The sequence below is a fragment of the Pedobacter sp. KLB.chiD genome (assembly GCF_047040275.1).
In the GTDB taxonomy this organism is placed as follows: Bacteria; Bacteroidota; Bacteroidia; order Sphingobacteriales; family Sphingobacteriaceae; genus Pedobacter.
The window spans coordinates 4,286,229-4,303,031 of sequence record NZ_CP178207.1 but is presented as its reverse complement, the minus strand read 5'-3'; the positions used below and the strand labels follow the sequence as shown (position 1 = coordinate 4,303,031).

Here is a 16,803-nt window from a genome sequence, read left to right as displayed (position 1 = left end):
ACATTCTTAAGGTATGAAAAAACTCTTTTTATTGTGTTTGCTATCCATGCGGCTAAAAGCTACTGCGCAAAAAACACCGTTCGAATTAAGTGGAAAAACAGCAACCACCACATACACTGAAGCCATATCTTATTATGAGAAACTGGATAAAAGCTACCCGGCAGCTAAACTGTTAACCTATGGGCATACCGATTTTGGAAAGCCATTACATTTATTGGTTTTATCACGTAATGGGGTTTTTGACCCGGTTCAGCTCAGAAAACAAAATAAAAGGATTTTATTGATCAATAATGGCATTCACCCAGGCGAGCCGGAGGGTATAGATGCATCGATGATGCTCGCCCGTGATCTGCTTAAAGCAGATAAACTGCCTAAAGATGTGGTGATATGCATCATCCCAATATACAATATAGACGGCAGTTTTAACCGTAGCGGAACATCAAGGGCTAACCAAAATGGGCCGGTTGCTTATGGTTTTAGGGGAAATAGCAAAAATCTCGATCTGAACCGCGATTTCATTAAAACCGATTCGAAAAATTCAGCAGCATTTCAACTCATTTTTAATACCTGGCAGCCTGAAATATTTGTAGATACCCATACCAGCAATGGTGCCGATTATCAGTATGTAATGACGCTTATCCCAACACAGAAAGATAAGCTAAATCCCATACTTTCTGATTATTTAGCTAAAACGTTGGTGCCCGATTTATATAGCCGTATGGAAAAACTGGGTTATCCGATGATTCCCTATGTCAACTCAATAGGCGAAACCCCTGAAACCGGGATAACAGGTTTTATCGAATCGCCTCGTTACTCAACCGGTTATACCACGCTGCACAATAGCATCGGCTTTATGCCCGAAACACATATGTTAAAATCTTATGATTTACGTGTGGATGCCACTTATAAGCTTTTACAAACCTATATCGAGGTGGTAGAACGGGATGCTGAAATTATTGGGGCGAATAAACGAAAGGCCGATGAATCAGTTGCGGTACAAAAGGAATTTCCTTTAGCGTGGAAACTGAATAAAAACGAAGTTAATAATATAGAATTTAAGGGATTTGAAGCGGGGCAAAAGCCCAGCAAGGTAAGCGGTGCTGATCGTTTATACTACGATCGTAGCAAGCCTTACACCAAAACCATCAAAGAATGGAACAAGTTTGAGCCTGCATTATCTATTCAGAAACCTGTTGCCTACATTATTCCAAAAGCCTGGGACCGGGTAGTTACCTTGCTTAAGCTCAATAATGTTAAACTAAGGGAATTAAAAACCGATCAGAAAATTGCAGTAGAAAGCTATTATATCGGCGACTTCAAAACGGGAACCAGGCCATATGAGGGACATTACCTGCATGCTGGTGTAGAAATAAGTCATGTTTCACAGCAACTCCAATATTACGCCGGCGATTACGTGATTTATGTAAACCAACCGACCAACCGCTATATTGTAGAAACCTTAGAGCCTCAGGCAACAGATTCTTATTTCAACTGGAATTTTTTTGATTCTATTCTGGATATGAAAGAGCATTATTCGGCCTATGTTTTTGAAGATACGGCTGCAGAACTACTAAAAAATAACCCTGACTTGAAAAGTAAACTGGAAGCTAAAAGGTTGGCTGATGCGGATTTTACAAAGAATGGTGCCGCACAGCTTGATTTTGTGTATAAAAATTCTGATTATTACGAAAAAACACACAACAGATACCCGGTTGCACGTTTGGTTACAGATGTAAAACTGGATTTAAAATAAGCCCAGATGGAATACTTCAATATCGCCCCGGTGGCCTCCTTAATTTTTGTCTTTACGATCATTACCAGCCTATACGCTTTCTACGATCATTCGGTTTATGGAAAATTTATGCTGCATCCCTATAGTGTTTCAAAAGGACAGAATGTATATACTTTAATTACCAGCGGACTTGTACATGCCGATTGGATGCACCTGTTTTTTAACATGTTTACCTTTTATGCTTTTGCCTTTGCACTTGAAAGTATGATGGGGAGCTGGCGCTTTGGATTACTTTACTTTTTGGGTTTGGTGCTGAGCGATCTGCCAACAGTGATCAAACATAAAGATAACTTTCACTATAATAGCCTGGGCGCTTCAGGAGCAATCAGCGCGGTGCTTTTTAGCTATATTTTGTATAATCCAATGTCTAAAATTTACATCATGTTTATCCCGATCGGGATTCCTGCCGTTGTTTTTGGGATTATCTATTTAATTTATTGTGCTTATGCTTCCCGTAATTCAAGGGATCATATCAATCATGATGCACACTTTTTTGGTGCCCTAACCGGATTGATTTTTACGATTATTTTCGTTCCAGGCATTTTGCAGAATTTTATTGCCATGTTAACAGGCAGCAGGTAGTTCCTCATTAGAAAAAATCGTCATTTCCTTAAAAACGGAATCCTAATGAAAGAAGTTATATTTTCGCTTTAAAGCACCAATCAAGCCAGGTATGACGAATAACAAAGAGATTACCCTGCTGTAGGCAGATAAGGTTTATCGAAGAAACTCATTGGTTCATCAGGGTTTTTAATAATCTCGAACACCACATAACCCCAGGGTTTCCAGAAATTTTCCAATACCTGGGCATATATCTTATGCTGCCAAACATCAAAAAGTGGTTTGGTCATGTTGCCACGTAAAGGCATCGCCTCGATATAGGTAGTGCCTTCCACAGGCATAAAAGTATATTCCGGCAAACGGTTAAATAGATAGGCCGAATAATAAAATCGGGCGCTTAACTCTTCAAATTGCTCAGCGGTTAAGGCTTTTCCTTTTATCTCATTAATGATATCCTGATGATAGCGTTTATTGGTGCCATTATCCTGTAAACAGGCAATGATCCCGAAATCTTTCATCTTTAAGGAGAAGGTTAATGTGTTAATCTCATCGCGGAAACTGAATGGTGTTTCTGCGTTTTCCAATTTGACCACGGTGATAGACCATGGTGTGAAATCTTCAAACTCCAGGCTGGTATACAGGTTTTGCATCATGAAATTCAGGTTGGCAAATTTCATCATCAGCGATTGCGACATGTTTAACCCATCGGCAGTCATTTCTTTACGTAAAGCTGAATGCATTTCGATATATACAAAGCCATACAAAAATTTGCCGATCCAGTTGAAAAGATCCAGTTCTGGCAGTGCGGAAACAGCATCGTAACCTATTGAAAATGCAGCTTCGATTTTGTCTTCCAGTGGATTTAAAAACTGTGCATTGATCTCTGTATTCACCGGAATAACCAATGTATTATACGAACGGATACTCTCATCCAGAAACTGGATCTGCTCTTCGCCGCTTAAACCTGCCTGTTCCAACAACCATTTTGGAAGCAAAGGCACCTGGATTACAAGGGAATTAAATGTTTTTCCGCTTAAAAAGCAGGTTTTATATAAAAAATCGAAATTCTGGAAAGGGTTATATAAGCCGGTATTCATCAATGCAATATTAGCCATTATATTTTTAGCGCCGAGCAATGATGTTTTATTTTAACGCAGCGATTACAACCACCTCAGCCTGTAACGGTATCGTTTATCTCAATGATCAGTTTTTATTTGGAGCGCAAGGGCGTTGTACAATAGGCAAGGGTGTTCCTGTCTTTGCTTTTACGCTTCGCCACCTCGTACCTCGTTGCTGCAGGGTAACGCTTCAGCCCCCGCCTGCAACGGGCAGGAGGGCTATTGGCTTCGGCACTATTTCATAGCGGAGATGTAAGGCGCATAACCTTTGTGCCTAAACCCGACAGTAGCGGCAGCCTCCGATCCGATCTTAAATCGGAATTAATCGGAGCTATAGCGAATGGCGGGACTGCATGCCGCCAAGAATCACAGTTCCCTCATTTTCTAAAATAAACCTTTTATGTCAGTAGTTAAGAAGCCAACCGATATGATAAATTGGTTTCTATCAATAGTGCCTTTACGAACACGGCATCTGATGTGAAATTACACCATCGTATACCTAATTAATAAATTGCGCTGTTACATCCTTTAATATAGAGAAATCTAGTAATTATTGTAATAATAACTGATATCATCAACCAGCTGGTTGTAAATAGGTTTAGTAAATTCTAAAAACAAAGCATTGGGCGGAGGCGGTAATTGCTCCCTCCGTTTGGTCATGGCCAGTTGTTGTTTAGTCAGGGCCCTATCATCACCCTTATAACTGGCCCAACTGTCTCTCCAAACATAAGTTCCGGGAAATTTCTGTTGACGAACCAGTTTTCTGGTTTTCCAATCGGTAATACTCATGTCAAGCAAACCGGATGAAGAAATGCTCTTTTCAAAAATACTCAACGTAGCTTTTACGGTACCATAAACCGGTTTTTTATCCCGCGTTTCGCCAATTACCACACTATCGCGTTCTAACTTTTCAACACGTTCTTTTACATAGGTTTGGCCCACCACAAAATCGTCGAAGTTTAAACTCAGTACCTGATCGGGAACAATTTTTTGCCCGGTAGCCTGCGCTTCACCATAAAAAATCACAAACTTATTTCTGGAGTATTTTGCAATATACTGGTCAATCTGTTGTTGGAAATAATCAGCACTTAATTTATACAAACTGCTATTTACCAGGATTGGCTGTATCACAACCCTGGTTACTGCTGCCCAATATGCATCTTCCATTTTTGCTTTGGCATCTTTGTAGTTAGGCCGGAGATTCAGCGTTTTCTCAAATTCATAATAGGCTTTTTTGGCGGCCTGGCGGCTGTTTTCCCTCAAATAGTCCAAACCGGCATTATATCTTGCGCCGGCAGCGTTATATTTAGCGTCAGCTAGTTCGGTAATATATTTTGAAGGATTGGGAACAATCGCTAAACAGGCAGGACAGTTATTGATATCGTCTGCCAACTGGTTTATTTTTTGGTAATCGTACATCACCGATTCCCACCTGAATAAATCGTTCGACATTTTGGCTTCTTCTATTTTCCGCAGATGATTCTGCAAAGCCAGATTATATGCATTTTTTAACACTTCCATGGCTTCGCTGTTTTTTGGCGAATTTTGCAACCTGCTCACCGATTTTTCAACAGAAGCATCATAGTCGCCTTTTTGTAAGGCGTTTTTCCCTGTGGTACATCCTCCAATAATTATTAAGGATAAATAAATAAAATACCGTAATCTTGAGTTGTTTTTCATGACGATGGCGTTATGTTAATAAACAAAGATAATTGGTAACAAGATAATTTACTTTATATATTTATTAGACGATTGATCATGAAAATTAGTTGCAGGCCGTTTGAATTAGCGCTAAAACATCCTTTTTCAATTTCGAAATTTACCCGTACCAGCACGCCGCTGATGTTATTGAAGATAGAATATGAAGGTGTAACCGGTTATGGTGAGGCATCTATGGTGCCTTACATGGGGGAGAGTTATGAAAGTGCAACTGCTTTTCTGAAACTTGTTGATTGGAATAAAATCCAATATCCATTCGATTTTGCAGCGATTATCGCTTATCTGGATAGTCTTGCTCACGGTCAGCCAGCTATTAAAGCGGCTATTGATATTGCGCTTAACGATATCCAGGGGAAACTGCTACATAAACCCTGTTATGAAATTTATGGTGCCGATCCTGCTAAAATGCCGGTAACTTCTTATACCATCGGGATTGATACCCCTGAAGTTATCCGTGAAAAACTGAAAGATGCTGAAGCTTTTAAAGTGATTAAGGTTAAACTGGGGCGGGATAACGATCGGGAAATTATCGAAACCATCCGCAGCATGACCCATGTGCCCCTATATGTAGATGCGAACCAGGGCTGGGCAGATAAGATTAAAGCCATTGATTTAATTTACTGGTTGCATAACCAGGGTGTGGTATTAATTGAGCAGCCTATGGATAAGAACAACCTGGATGGGAACGCCTGGTTAACCGAGCGTAGTCCGATTCCATTACTTGCTGATGAAGCCGTACAGCGTTTAGCCGATATGGATCAGTTAAAAGGGGCTTATCATGGTATCAACGTAAAACTGATGAAAAGCTGCGGAATGTATGAAGGCCATCAGATGATTTTGAAAGCCCGTTCTTTTGGGATGAAAGTGCTGATTGGTTGTATGAGCGAAACCAGTTGCGCGACTTTGGCCGCCGCTGCTTTGGCTCCGCTATGCAATTGGGCCGATTTGGACGGGCCATGGCTGACCAAAAATAACCCGTTTAAAGATCCGGCCTTTGAAAGCGGGAAGTATGTTTTAAATAACCTGCCAGGTTTAGGCTTAGCGGATACTACTTCTGATCTTTTTCTTTAAAGCTTTTTCTGATGTCTTTGGTAAGCTGATACTTAAAGTAGAATAAACAGGCCGTTACACCTACCAGAAAACCGGCTGGAAGATATTTGTGATTGTTGTAACACCAAACCAGTCCGAAAATAGAAAGGATAATGGCCAGATTATAGAAGATGTTTAAAGCAAATTTTTTACCCACAGATAGAGGAATTTAGTTTTAAGAGAATTTACGTGCAAAGTACCAATTAGCAATAATCAATTTTCAAACACCATCCTGAGCTGAAAATATTCAAAAGGTTTGTTCCTGTAAGGTTCAAGTTTGAAAATTGATCTTTATTTGTGCTATAAAACCCTTCTCCAACTAATCATTGGCGTTTGGTTATTGGTCATTGTTTTCTTGATAATTGATTATTGAATACTGGTTAGTCTAATAAACCGGCATATTCGGGTCAAAAGCCTCTTGCCAGGCTAAAATGCCACCTTTTAAGTTATAAAGATTGTCAAATCCGTATTGTTGCTCTAACTGCATTACCGCTGCGGCACTTCGTTTTCCGCTGCGGCACTGGATAATTACCGGTTTATCTTTCGCCACCTTATCAGCCTCAATTAAAATTCCGCCCAAAGGGATATTTTCCCCTTCAAGATTGGAAACCTCATATTCGAATGTTTCACGAACATCAATTAATTGAAAATCTTCTTTGTTATCGATTTTCTCTTTTAGTTCTTGTACCGATATTTCTTTCATTTTATTAAATGTATTTATGCAAATATAGGAAAATCAAATTTACGCTCCCCATCAAAAAAAAGCCATAAATTTTTGTCAGAAACTGTAACAACTAATGTTCTCAGGCGTTTAACTATAAATAGTTACAAATGGACAAACTGAACCGTTTCTTTTGGTTTTGCTCTGGCGCTCACATCCCGACACTGGAAAGATATCCTTCAGAACAAAATAAATATACCGGCATTGGCGCCACCATTTTTTTTACGGGCCTTTTTGCTGCCCTTTCCGGAGGCTACGCCATGTATTTTGTTTTTAAAGGCGACGATCTGGCAGTGGTTTTTGCCATTGTTTTCGGCTTTTTATGGGGAGCAGCCATATTTAATATGGACCGGTACATTGTATCCAGCATAAATAAAAGTGTCAGTACCAATAAACAGCTATTACAGGCTACACCGCGTATTCTGCTGGCCATTATGATCGGTATGGTCATTTCAAGACCGATAGAGCTTAAAATTTTCGATAAAGAAATTAAAGAACGCCTGAAGGTGAGTTACCTCAATGGCCAGCGTGCCAAAATCGATACGCTGAATAAGGCCTTTGAGAAAAAATATCAGGTAGAGTTTGGCAGGTTAAATCAACAGAAAGCCACGCGCGATTCTCTGGAGAAAAGCATCAAAGCGGATCGGCAAAAACTTAATTTCGAGATCTTCGGAAATAAAACCACCGAAACATCGGGGGTATTGGGTTATGGGCCATATGCCAAACGTAAGGAAGCAGAGATTGCAAAGCGCGTGGCAGAATTGGATTCGCTTAAAGCCTCCATCAACAAATCAGAAAGTTTTGTGGATAAACGCAAAGAATTTGATGGACTGTTTACTGAAAAGTTATATACCAAAAAACAGTTGGATAGTTTATCGGATATTGCTGGTTTTGCCGACCGTAACTGGGCATTGGGGCAACTTAAATTCAATGTAGATGGTACTCGTGATAATAATACGGCAATTGCAGTTACTTTTATCGGGCTGCTGTTTATCTTCTTTGAATGTTTACCTGTTTTTGTAAAACTGATGAGTGCCAGAGGCCCTTATGATTATGCCATATCGGATGGGGATGAGGTATCTATTTACCATTCTAAAAAAGATAAGGATTTCCATTTCGAGGTGGCCGATAATGTTCATGAAACGAGGGTTGATTCCGAGTCGTCAAAGAAAAAAGAAATTATTAAGGGCAAAGCCTATCGCGATCTCGAAAAATACGATTGGGACAGAGAGTAGATGGAAGAGGGATGATGGAAAATAAGGTACGGGAGAGGAAGCCTGTGATCACGATCAACCATGCAATATTAAATCCTTAAACCATAAACTATCAGCCAAAAAGCCTAAATTCACACCTCTATAAATATAATATGAAGAAAATACTCTTTTTTACCCTTGTAGGGATGACAACTTTGCAGCTTAAAGCGCAAAACATCGATAAAATCATCACCCGCGAATATACTGACCACCTGATTAAAACCTTAAGTGCCGATGAGATGCAGGGGCGTGCAACTTTTACGCCCGGAATTGATAAAGCAGCTACTTTTATCGAATCTGAGTTTAAAAAAATCGGTTTGCAGCCTTTAGCTGGTGAGAAAACTTTCCGGCAAACGTTTTATAAGTACAAGGTTACCGCCCTAGGTACAAGCGTTAAAATAGACGGACAGGAAATTGCCCCGGAAAATTTAATGGTTTCAGGTGTAACTTCAGAAAGTATCACCCTCGATAAATCGAATACTACAGTTGTTAAGTTAGATCCTGAAAAACCATTTGTGGCGCAATTAAGAACAATGATGGGAGCCGGTAAAAATCAGATTGTGTTGGTAGATAGTAAATTTGCCGATCTTTTTAACCGTTACAAAGGTTATTTCGGTAAACCTGAAATTGTTGATGAGAAAGAGGTTAAAGCAACTGCCAGTGCTGTACATGTGTTTGTTTTAGGTAAAGATGCCGCAACAGATTTTTCAGCAACATTTAAAAGTAAGGTAGATAAAATGCCTTTATTTAATGTGGCTGGGGTGATTCCTGGTAAATCAAAAGCAAAAGAAATAGTCATTTTCTCTGGTCATTACGATCACCTGGGTTTCTTAAAACCGGTAGATGGCGATAGTATAGCCAATGGTGCGGATGATGATGCCTCGGGTACAACGGCGATGATTGCCCTGGCCAAATATTACAAAGCACAGAAAAAAAACGAGCGTACCTTAATCTTTGTCGCTTTTACTGCTGAAGAAATCGGTGGTTATGGTGCAAAATATTTCTCTGCAAAACTGAATCCTGATGATGTGGTAGCCATGTTTAATATTGAGATGATTGGTAAAGATTCGAAATTTGGCAAAAATACAGCCTTTATCACGGGTTATGAAAGATCTGATTTCGGAAAGATTTTGCAGAAAAACTTAGCCGGAACTGAATTTACTTTCCACCCGGATCCCTATCCAGATCAAAACTTATTCTATAGAAGTGATAATGCAGCTTTAGCCGCCTTAGGTGTTCCCGCACACACCATTAGTACTGATAAAATTGATATCGATAAACTATATCACAGCGTGAAAGACGAATACAATTCTTTAGACGTGGATAATATCCTCTCTACCATTAAAGCGATAGCCAAGAGTGCAACCAGCATTGTAAATGGTACAGATACACCAACCAGAATTCCGAAGTTGAAACAATAAGCGAGGTTGAATCCAGATCGTCATTTCGACCGAAGTGGAGAAATCTTTTACACCAGCTAAAAGATCTCTCCATTTCGCTGCGCTTCAGTCGAGATGACGAAACAAAAATGGCCAGTGAAAAAATCACTGGCCATTACTATTTTAGCTCTTGCGCAAGCAAATTACTTACTCAAATACATCGATTTGTCTTTGTAAAGTTTGCGGAAGTAAGGATCTTCTAAATCTTTGATAAAACGGATCGCCTCACCTGTGGATTTCATTTCAGGACCTAATTCTTTTGTTACTTCAGGGAATTTCTCGTAAGAGAAAACCGGCTCTTTTATAGCATAGCCCTTAAGTTTACGCACAATGGTAAAATCTTTCAGTTTGGCTACGCCCAACATAATTTTTCCTGCAATATTGATGTATGGAACATCGTAAGCTTTTGCAATGAAAGGAACCGTACGCGATGCCCTTGGGTTTGCTTCGATTACATAAACTTTCTCATCTTTAACGGCAAACTGAATGTTTAATAAACCACGTACATCTAATGCTTTTGCAATCTTGATGGAGTATTCTTCCATGGCTTTAGTTACCTTTTCTGATAAGCTGAATGTAGGTAATACTGCAAATGAATCTCCCGAGTGGATACCTGCAGGCTCAATGTGTTCCATCATACCCACAATATGTACATCCTCACCGTCGGATATCGAATCAGATTCTGCCTCTTCTGCCCTATCTAAAAAGTGATCGATCAATACGCGGTTGCCAGGCAAATCGCCTAATAATTTTACTACTGCTTTTTCCAGGTCTTCATCATTAATTACAATGCTCATACCTTGTCCGCCCAACACATAACTCGGACGAACCAGTACCGGATAGCCTACCTCGTTTGCTACAACGATCGCTTCTTCGGCATTTTCTGCAACGCCATATTTTGGATAAGGAATCTCTAATTCTTTTAGCAGGTCAGAGAAACGGCCGCGGTCTTCAGCAATATCCATATTCTCGAAAGAAGTTCCGATAATTTTGATGCCGTTTTGGGTTAGTTTTTCAGCCATTTTCAAAGCAGTTTGACCACCTAGCTGAACAATTACACCTTCAGGTTTTTCCAAATCGATAATTTCGCGAACATGTTCCCAGAAAACCGGCTCGAAGTATAATTTATCGGCCATATTAAAGTCAGTAGAAACCGTTTCGGGGTTACAGTTAACCATAATGGCTTCGAAACCTGATTCTTTTGCCGCCAATAAACCGTGTACGCATGAGTAATCGAATTCGATACCCTGACCAATACGGTTAGGACCTGATCCCAAAACAATCACTTTTTTCCTGTCAGAAGGTTTTGATTCATTCTCTTCTTCGAAAGTAGAGTAATAGTAAGGCGTTTTGGCCGGGAACTCTGCTGCGCAGGTATCAACCATTTTATATACCCTTTTTATGCCTAAAGCTTTACGGCGCTCATAAACTTCATCTTCCGTAACATTACCTAATAACCAGGAGATCTGAACATCAGAGAAACCTTTTTGTTTAAGTGTTGCAAAGAAATCCTGAGGGATATTGTTTAGTGAGTATCTTTTTAATTCCGTTTCCAGTAATACCAATTCCTGAATCTGGTTTAAGAACCATTTGTCGATTTTGGTTACCTTACGGATAGATTCCAAAGGTACACCCATGGTCATGGCATCTTTTATTAAGAATAAACGGTTCCATGAAGCATGCTCCAAACCGTCCATAATCTCTTCTATATTGCGTACCTGTCTGCCGTCTGCCCCTAAACCTGCACGGTTGATCTCTAAACTCTGACAAGCTTTTTGTAATGCTTCGATAAAAGTACGGCCAATGGCCATTACCTCACCCACCGATTTCATCTGCAGGCCAAGCTCTTTGTTAGCACCTTTAAATTTATCGAAATTCCAACGCGGAACCTTAACAATTACATAATCTAAAGTAGGTTCGAAATATGCTGAAGTCGTTTTGGTAATCTGATTTTCGATTTCATCAAGATTATAGCCGATAGCCAGTTTGGCTGCAATTTTTGCAATCGGGTAACCGGTTGCCTTACTGGCCAGTGCTGATGAACGTGATACGCGCGGATTGATTTCGATGGCGATAATTTCATCGTCTACCGGGTTAACCGAAAACTGAACGTTACAACCGCCGGCGAAGGTACCGATGGCGCGCATCATTTTGATCGCTTGGTTACGCATATCCTGGTAACAACGGTCAGACAGGGTCATTGCCGGAGCAACTGTAATTGAATCTCCTGTGTGAATACCCATCGGATCGAAATTTTCAATCGAACAGATGATAATTACGTTATCATCGCTATCTCTTAATAACTCTAACTCGTATTCTTTCCAGCCTAAAACCGCTTTCTCTACCAGTACTTCGTGTGTTGGCGAAGCTTCCAGACCGCGTTTTAATGCTGCATCGAAATCTTCTTTTTTGTGCACAAAACCACCACCATAACCACCTAAAGTGTATGATGGACGAATTACCAGAGGAAATCCGATTTCCTGAGCCGCTTCTTTACCTTCCAGAAATGAGTTGGCAATTTTAGATTGAGCAACCCCGACACCGATATCAACCATTAACTGCCTGAAAGCTTCACGGTTTTCTGTTTTCTCGATTGCATCTACGTCAACCCCTACAACTTTAACTCCGTATTTTTCCCAAACACCACGTTCTTCAGCTTCTTTACAAAGGTTTAGTGCCGTTTGGCCACCCATTGTAGGAAGTACAGCATCAATTCTAGGTAGATCTGCAGAGTCGATATGCTCCTTTAAAATAACCTCTATTGAATCAACAGTTAACGGGCGTAGATAAACATGGTCACCAATAACCTTATCCGTCATAATCGTGGCCGGATTGGAATTGATAATGGAAACGGTAACTCCTTCTTCTTTTAAAGAAAGCGCCGCTTGAGAACCTGAGTAATCAAACTCACAGGCTTGGCCAATAATAATTGGTCCAGATCCGATAATCAGTACTGAGCGAATGGAAGTGTCTTTAGGCATGATAAAGCTTAAACAATAATTAAAATTCTAAAGTATTTGAACCCGAAGGTGAAAGAAGCAAGAGGTCTTATGCTTGCGAGAAGAAAATCCCAACTGTTCTGTCGGGATGCAAAGATACATCTTTAGATGTGATTTGAGGCGTTTTTTTAAAAATAAAAAAGAGCGCTATTTCAGTGCTCTTTTTAGATTTTCCTTTTGCAGAATGGCTTACTGTTGTAATTTAATTTCGCCTAAATCGGTAGTGGCGCTATCTTTTACGGCAACCTTTTCCAGCACTGCATCTTTATATGGTGCATTGGCTTTTATCACTACAGTATAAACCCCTTCTTTGAGGTTGGTAAAAGTAAAAACACCTTGATTAATCTGTGTACTTAGCGTGTCTTTTGTTGCTACAAGAGATACGGTAGCAGCCGCATCAATTGGTGTGATTTTTCCAATTATACCACCCGTTTTAACATTTTTAAAGGCAACAGAACCTAAAGCAAATATGATCAGTAGAGATAGTACAACACACAAATTTTTCATGGTATAACGTTTTAGTTGCTAAATGTCTTAAATACATAACAACAGTTAGGGCAAATAGTTTTAAATAGTGAACACTATTTTTTTGTTTGTACTATAAATTATACATAAATGTAAAATCAAAATGTGTATATTTGTCACAAACGTTAATTCGTGTTAAGCAATTTTGTCAATATAAGGGGCAGTTGGTCAGAATTAAGTCACGAAGTTGTGATGAGCTGATTATTGGCAACAATGTTGTAATAAGCAGAACATATACGCGTTTTGTATATACTTTAGACAATGATCTAAAGCTTCCTCCGCGGATTAGTTACCCGCCATGAGGATTTCTTCATAAATAGTTTGTTTGGTTTATTATCCGGTTAGAGGAGCCCTCCTCAACCGGATTTTTTCTTTTAAGGCTTTTTCTTTTACATTTGACCGTATCCAGAAAACGTATCGTGAATAAAAATATAAAAAAGATTGCTATTGTTGGGCCGGAAAGTACGGGAAAATCTACCATATCTCAGTTACTGGCCAAATACTATAAAGTTTCGTGGGTGCCAGAGTATGCCCGTTATTACTGCGAAAATCTGATTACCGATTATACATTGCAAGATGAAATAAATATGTATTACGGGCAGGTAGCGTTAGAGGATGCAATTTTGGTTACCGCCGAGAGTGATTTTATTATCTGTGATACCACTTTTATTACGGTAAAGATATGGAGTGATGAAGTGCTTGGCCAAACACCGCAGGTTGTATTGGAGGCACTGCCCAAAAAGCCGTACGATTTGTATCTGTTAATGGATATCGATTTGCCATGGCAGGACGATCCGTTACGGGATTTTCCGGAGAAACGCGAATATTTTATGGAGGTTTGGCATAAAGAATTGCAGGCGCTCCGGGCCAATTATAAAGTTATCGGAGGTTTAGGTGAAGAGAGAATCGCAAATGCCATTAAAGCCATCGATGTTTTTTTGGGTAAATAGAAGTGTTGCCTTTTTTTGGAAACGATTGTCAGTTGGTTTTGGCGGCCGGCAATCCCGCCATTCGCCTTACTTCACCCGCTGAAAAACCGGGATTCGTGTTCGCTGCTGTCGGGTTTATTGAACAAAGGCTTGTTTACCCTGGTGCCCAGCATGAAACGTTCCTGCGGAACGAAAAAAAATATTTTTTTTTCTACCGGGCATTCGTCCAGATGGGACAAAAGGTAGTTATAAAATTAATACCCGTCCTTTCGGGTTCGTATCACCATGTTCATCCAGTCGCGACGCCTCAAAGCTAGCCAATTTTACAATTGGCGGTTTCGTTCGGAAGGAACGTTTGGTGTTTTATCATTAAATCTATCTCTACCTGCCCAGCTGCTGTCTGCCTTGCCTGACCCAATCGGGCCGGCCGGGTGATGAACCTAAAGGAAACTTCGTCAGTCTAAAACATGGCTTCAGTATTTATACCTTTTGTAAAATAATCAATGATCTTATTAGATATGTTTTTGCCGACCACTTTAAATATAGGAAAACCTGGTTTTTGTATTCTTAGACGATTCCCCGTTCATAACCTTTTCCTCTTTCTGTTCACAATGCCAGTTAATCAGCTGAACAGCACCGTGAGATAGTTTACAGTCTCCGCTTGCACAGCGACAGTGATAGGTCAGACTACCATTTTTTAAACCGCATTCGATCTCTAAAAAACCGTTGATCGATTCAAGGCACAAATCACGGAAGGCAGAACTGTAGTAGCCAATCAGTACGGCACTTGCGCTCTCCAAAAAAAAGAAATAAATCATGTAATTAACCAAACCCGGCTAACCCGATCTTATTGATGAAATTAACCCTTGTTAAACCGGAAATGATGAGTTTGAAAACTCAATCTTATTTATTATTCTGTAGAGAGGCTTCGTTTAACTTTACGGACAGGAATTACTGCGCGCAAGGCCCGTCCGGAATCTCTTTGCTTATTTTGATTACTTTGGTAACCACCAGGGTAGAATCGAAATCGGCAGCAACGGTAGCAGTATCAGTTTTGGTAAAATAACCTTCTAACTCGACGTATACCGGCTCATAAGGCTTTTCGAAGCCTAAATTACTGTACGATAACTCTAATCTTTTTACGCTGTCTGCAACCCAAAATTCTCGTGTATCCTCGCATAGCGTAATTGATTTCATTTCAGGACCAAATGTATACAAGCCCTTTACAATTTTAAGATTGTTCTTTTCTCCCTCGGCTTTATCATTCCTGTTACAAGCTGTAGCGGCTACGCCAAGGAGCACAACGGTTACAATTGCTTGCTTAAATAACTTCATTTTATATCGTTTGATTAATTTGATCTATCTTTTTAACGCTTAAATTGGATGACAAAGCAGATGCCAAAAATGAGAAGATACCTACTGTAATAAAAACCAGTACAAAATCTTTCCATTTTAGTGCAATCGGATAAGAACTTACCAATGTTTTATTTACTTCATCGCCCATTTTAATCCAGCCATAGGTATGTTGAAAATAATAAAATATGATTCCTATAATTAGCCCTAATACACAGCCAGACATGGTAATCATCATGCCTTCAAATAAAAATATGCGTTTGATTAAATTTTTCCCTGCACCTAAACTGCTCAGAATAGCCACATCCTTTACCTTATCGATCACCAACATGGTTAATGAGCCTATGATATTAAATATAGCAATAATCAGGATAAAAGTAAGGATAATATATACTGCCCATTTTTCAGTATTTAAAATGTGGTAAAGTGACTTATTTTGTTCGGCCTGATTTCTAACTTCATATTCTTTACCAGCCTTTTCGATTATTTCGTTTTTAAAATCATCTACATCAACACCAGGTTGCAGATTGATCTCGATAGCAGACACATTTTTTTCTTCGCCAAGCAGCTCGCGGGCAAAGTTTATCGGAACAATAATCCCATTGTCGAAATCTTGCTGAACCTCAAAAACACCGCTAACCCGGATATTTTTCACCACAAAATCGTCGGCTGGATTGACCGTATTTACTGCGATATCCTTCTTTGGCGAATAAATCTCCAACTCGGTAAAAGGATCAACCGTATTAACAGCCAAATAACTTTGTAATGCCGAACCGATCACTGCGTTATCACCACTTTTATTATGCAATATAAAACGCCCCTCTTTAATGGTACTGTCTAATTTGGCATTCTTTAAATAATCTAAACTTACCCCTTTAACCATCCCAACAGCTTGCTTGTTGTTATATTTCAACAATGCATTTTCTTGCAGTACCTCGGTAAAAGCAGCAATACTTTTATTTTTTCTGAGCTGGTTAAAATAGCTTGTGTTCGGGTCAAAAGTTTTCCCTCTTGACGGTGTAATCGCAATTTGCGGGGTAATGGTATCGAACATATTCAATACCACTGTTTCTAAACCGTTAAATACCGAAAGGATAATAATCAGCGCAGCACTACCTACCATTACACCAACCATTGATATGCCCGAAATCAGGTTAATGGCATTGGTTGATTTTTTGGCAAAAAGATACCTTTTGGCAATGTAAAACGATGTATTCACAGCAGTAAAGATAATTAAAAAGTAAGATGGCAGTGATGTAAGATGGAATATGTGTGATGGGTAATACATCATCCCTCATCCATTAT

Annotated in this window: 14 protein-coding genes; 6 read left to right on the top strand and 8 right to left on the bottom strand. The window is 39.6% G+C overall.

Annotated elements, in window-relative coordinates:
• Nucleotides 1-13: 13 nt before the first annotated feature.
• Both ACK1I8_RS17660 and ACK1I8_RS17655 read left to right on the top strand, forming a co-directional pair.
• The gene (locus ACK1I8_RS17660) at nt 14-1,753 is read left to right on the top strand and encodes a M14 family metallopeptidase (protein ID WP_412466607.1); all 1,740 of its coding nucleotides are present in this window, start codon (nt 14-16) and stop codon (nt 1,751-1,753) included.
• A gap of 6 nt (nt 1,754-1,759) precedes the next feature.
• Nucleotides 1,760-2,374, top strand: a complete 615-nt coding sequence (locus ACK1I8_RS17655) for a rhomboid family intramembrane serine protease (RefSeq protein WP_412466606.1) — start codon at nt 1,760-1,762, stop codon at nt 2,372-2,374.
• 110 nt (nt 2,375-2,484) lie between these two features.
• On the opposite strand, the gene ACK1I8_RS17650 is transcribed toward ACK1I8_RS17655, so the two are convergent.
• Together ACK1I8_RS17650 and ACK1I8_RS17645 are read right to left on the bottom strand one after the other, a co-directional pair.
• Nucleotides 2,485-3,468, bottom strand: a complete 984-nt coding sequence (locus tag ACK1I8_RS17650; RefSeq protein ID WP_412466605.1) for a hypothetical protein — start codon at nt 3,466-3,468, stop codon at nt 2,485-2,487.
• Between the two features lie 546 nt (nt 3,469-4,014).
• Nucleotides 4,015-5,151: a hypothetical protein gene (locus ACK1I8_RS17645; protein WP_412466604.1), complete on the bottom strand. Its 1,137-nt coding sequence runs from the start codon at nt 5,149-5,151 to the stop codon at nt 4,015-4,017.
• A 78-nt stretch (nt 5,152-5,229) separates the two neighbouring features.
• Here ACK1I8_RS17645 and ACK1I8_RS17640 point away from each other — a divergent pair, with 78 nt between their 5' ends.
• Nucleotides 5,230-6,261 (top strand): dipeptide epimerase, encoded by a 1,032-nt coding sequence (locus tag ACK1I8_RS17640; protein WP_412466603.1) that lies wholly within the window; start codon nt 5,230-5,232, stop codon nt 6,259-6,261.
• On the opposite strand, the gene ACK1I8_RS17635 is transcribed toward ACK1I8_RS17640, so the two are convergent.
• Together ACK1I8_RS17635 and ACK1I8_RS17630 are read right to left on the bottom strand one after the other, a co-directional pair.
• On the bottom strand, nt 6,239-6,436 hold the full coding sequence (locus ACK1I8_RS17635) for a DUF6358 family protein (RefSeq protein WP_293784505.1): 198 nt from the start codon (nt 6,434-6,436) through the stop codon (nt 6,239-6,241). The genes ACK1I8_RS17640 and ACK1I8_RS17635 overlap by 23 nt on opposite strands.
• A gap of 228 nt (nt 6,437-6,664) precedes the next feature.
• The gene (locus ACK1I8_RS17630; RefSeq protein ID WP_215165554.1) at nt 6,665-6,982 is read right to left on the bottom strand and encodes a rhodanese-like domain-containing protein; all 318 of its coding nucleotides are present in this window, start codon (nt 6,980-6,982) and stop codon (nt 6,665-6,667) included.
• Between the two features lie 128 nt (nt 6,983-7,110).
• Between ACK1I8_RS17630 and ACK1I8_RS17625 the strand changes: the two genes are divergently transcribed.
• Both ACK1I8_RS17625 and ACK1I8_RS17620 read left to right on the top strand, forming a co-directional pair.
• The gene (locus ACK1I8_RS17625; protein ID WP_412466602.1) at nt 7,111-8,235 is read left to right on the top strand and encodes a DUF4407 domain-containing protein; all 1,125 of its coding nucleotides are present in this window, start codon (nt 7,111-7,113) and stop codon (nt 8,233-8,235) included.
• A gap of 131 nt (nt 8,236-8,366) precedes the next feature.
• Complete coding sequence (locus tag ACK1I8_RS17620; RefSeq protein WP_412466601.1) at nt 8,367-9,674, top strand: M20/M25/M40 family metallo-hydrolase; 1,308 nt, start codon at nt 8,367-8,369, stop codon at nt 9,672-9,674.
• A gap of 161 nt (nt 9,675-9,835) precedes the next feature.
• Here the strand turns inward: ACK1I8_RS17620 and carB are convergent, their stop codons facing one another.
• Nucleotides 9,836-12,673, bottom strand: coding sequence for a carbamoyl-phosphate synthase large subunit (carB, locus tag ACK1I8_RS17615; RefSeq protein ID WP_412466600.1), 2,838 nt, complete (start codon nt 12,671-12,673; stop codon nt 9,836-9,838).
• Nucleotides 12,674-12,880: 207 nt separating this feature from the next.
• Nucleotides 12,881-13,198 carry a carboxypeptidase regulatory-like domain-containing protein gene (locus tag ACK1I8_RS17610; RefSeq protein ID WP_412466599.1) on the bottom strand — a complete coding sequence of 106 codons (318 nt, stop codon included), beginning with the start codon at nt 13,196-13,198 and terminating at the stop codon, nt 12,881-12,883.
• Between the two features lie 437 nt (nt 13,199-13,635).
• Here ACK1I8_RS17610 and ACK1I8_RS17605 point away from each other — a divergent pair, with 437 nt between their 5' ends.
• The gene (locus ACK1I8_RS17605) at nt 13,636-14,166 is read left to right on the top strand and encodes an AAA family ATPase (RefSeq protein WP_412466598.1); all 531 of its coding nucleotides are present in this window, start codon (nt 13,636-13,638) and stop codon (nt 14,164-14,166) included.
• A 930-nt stretch (nt 14,167-15,096) separates the two neighbouring features.
• Here ACK1I8_RS17605 and ACK1I8_RS17600 read toward each other — a convergent pair.
• Both ACK1I8_RS17600 and ACK1I8_RS17595 read right to left on the bottom strand, forming a co-directional pair.
• The gene (locus tag ACK1I8_RS17600) at nt 15,097-15,480 is read right to left on the bottom strand and encodes a hypothetical protein (RefSeq protein WP_412466597.1); all 384 of its coding nucleotides are present in this window, start codon (nt 15,478-15,480) and stop codon (nt 15,097-15,099) included.
• A 1-nt stretch (nt 15,481) separates the two neighbouring features.
• On the bottom strand, nt 15,482-16,717 hold the full coding sequence (locus ACK1I8_RS17595) for an ABC transporter permease (protein ID WP_412466596.1): 1,236 nt from the start codon (nt 16,715-16,717) through the stop codon (nt 15,482-15,484).
• Between the last annotated feature and the right edge of the window lie 86 nt (nt 16,718-16,803).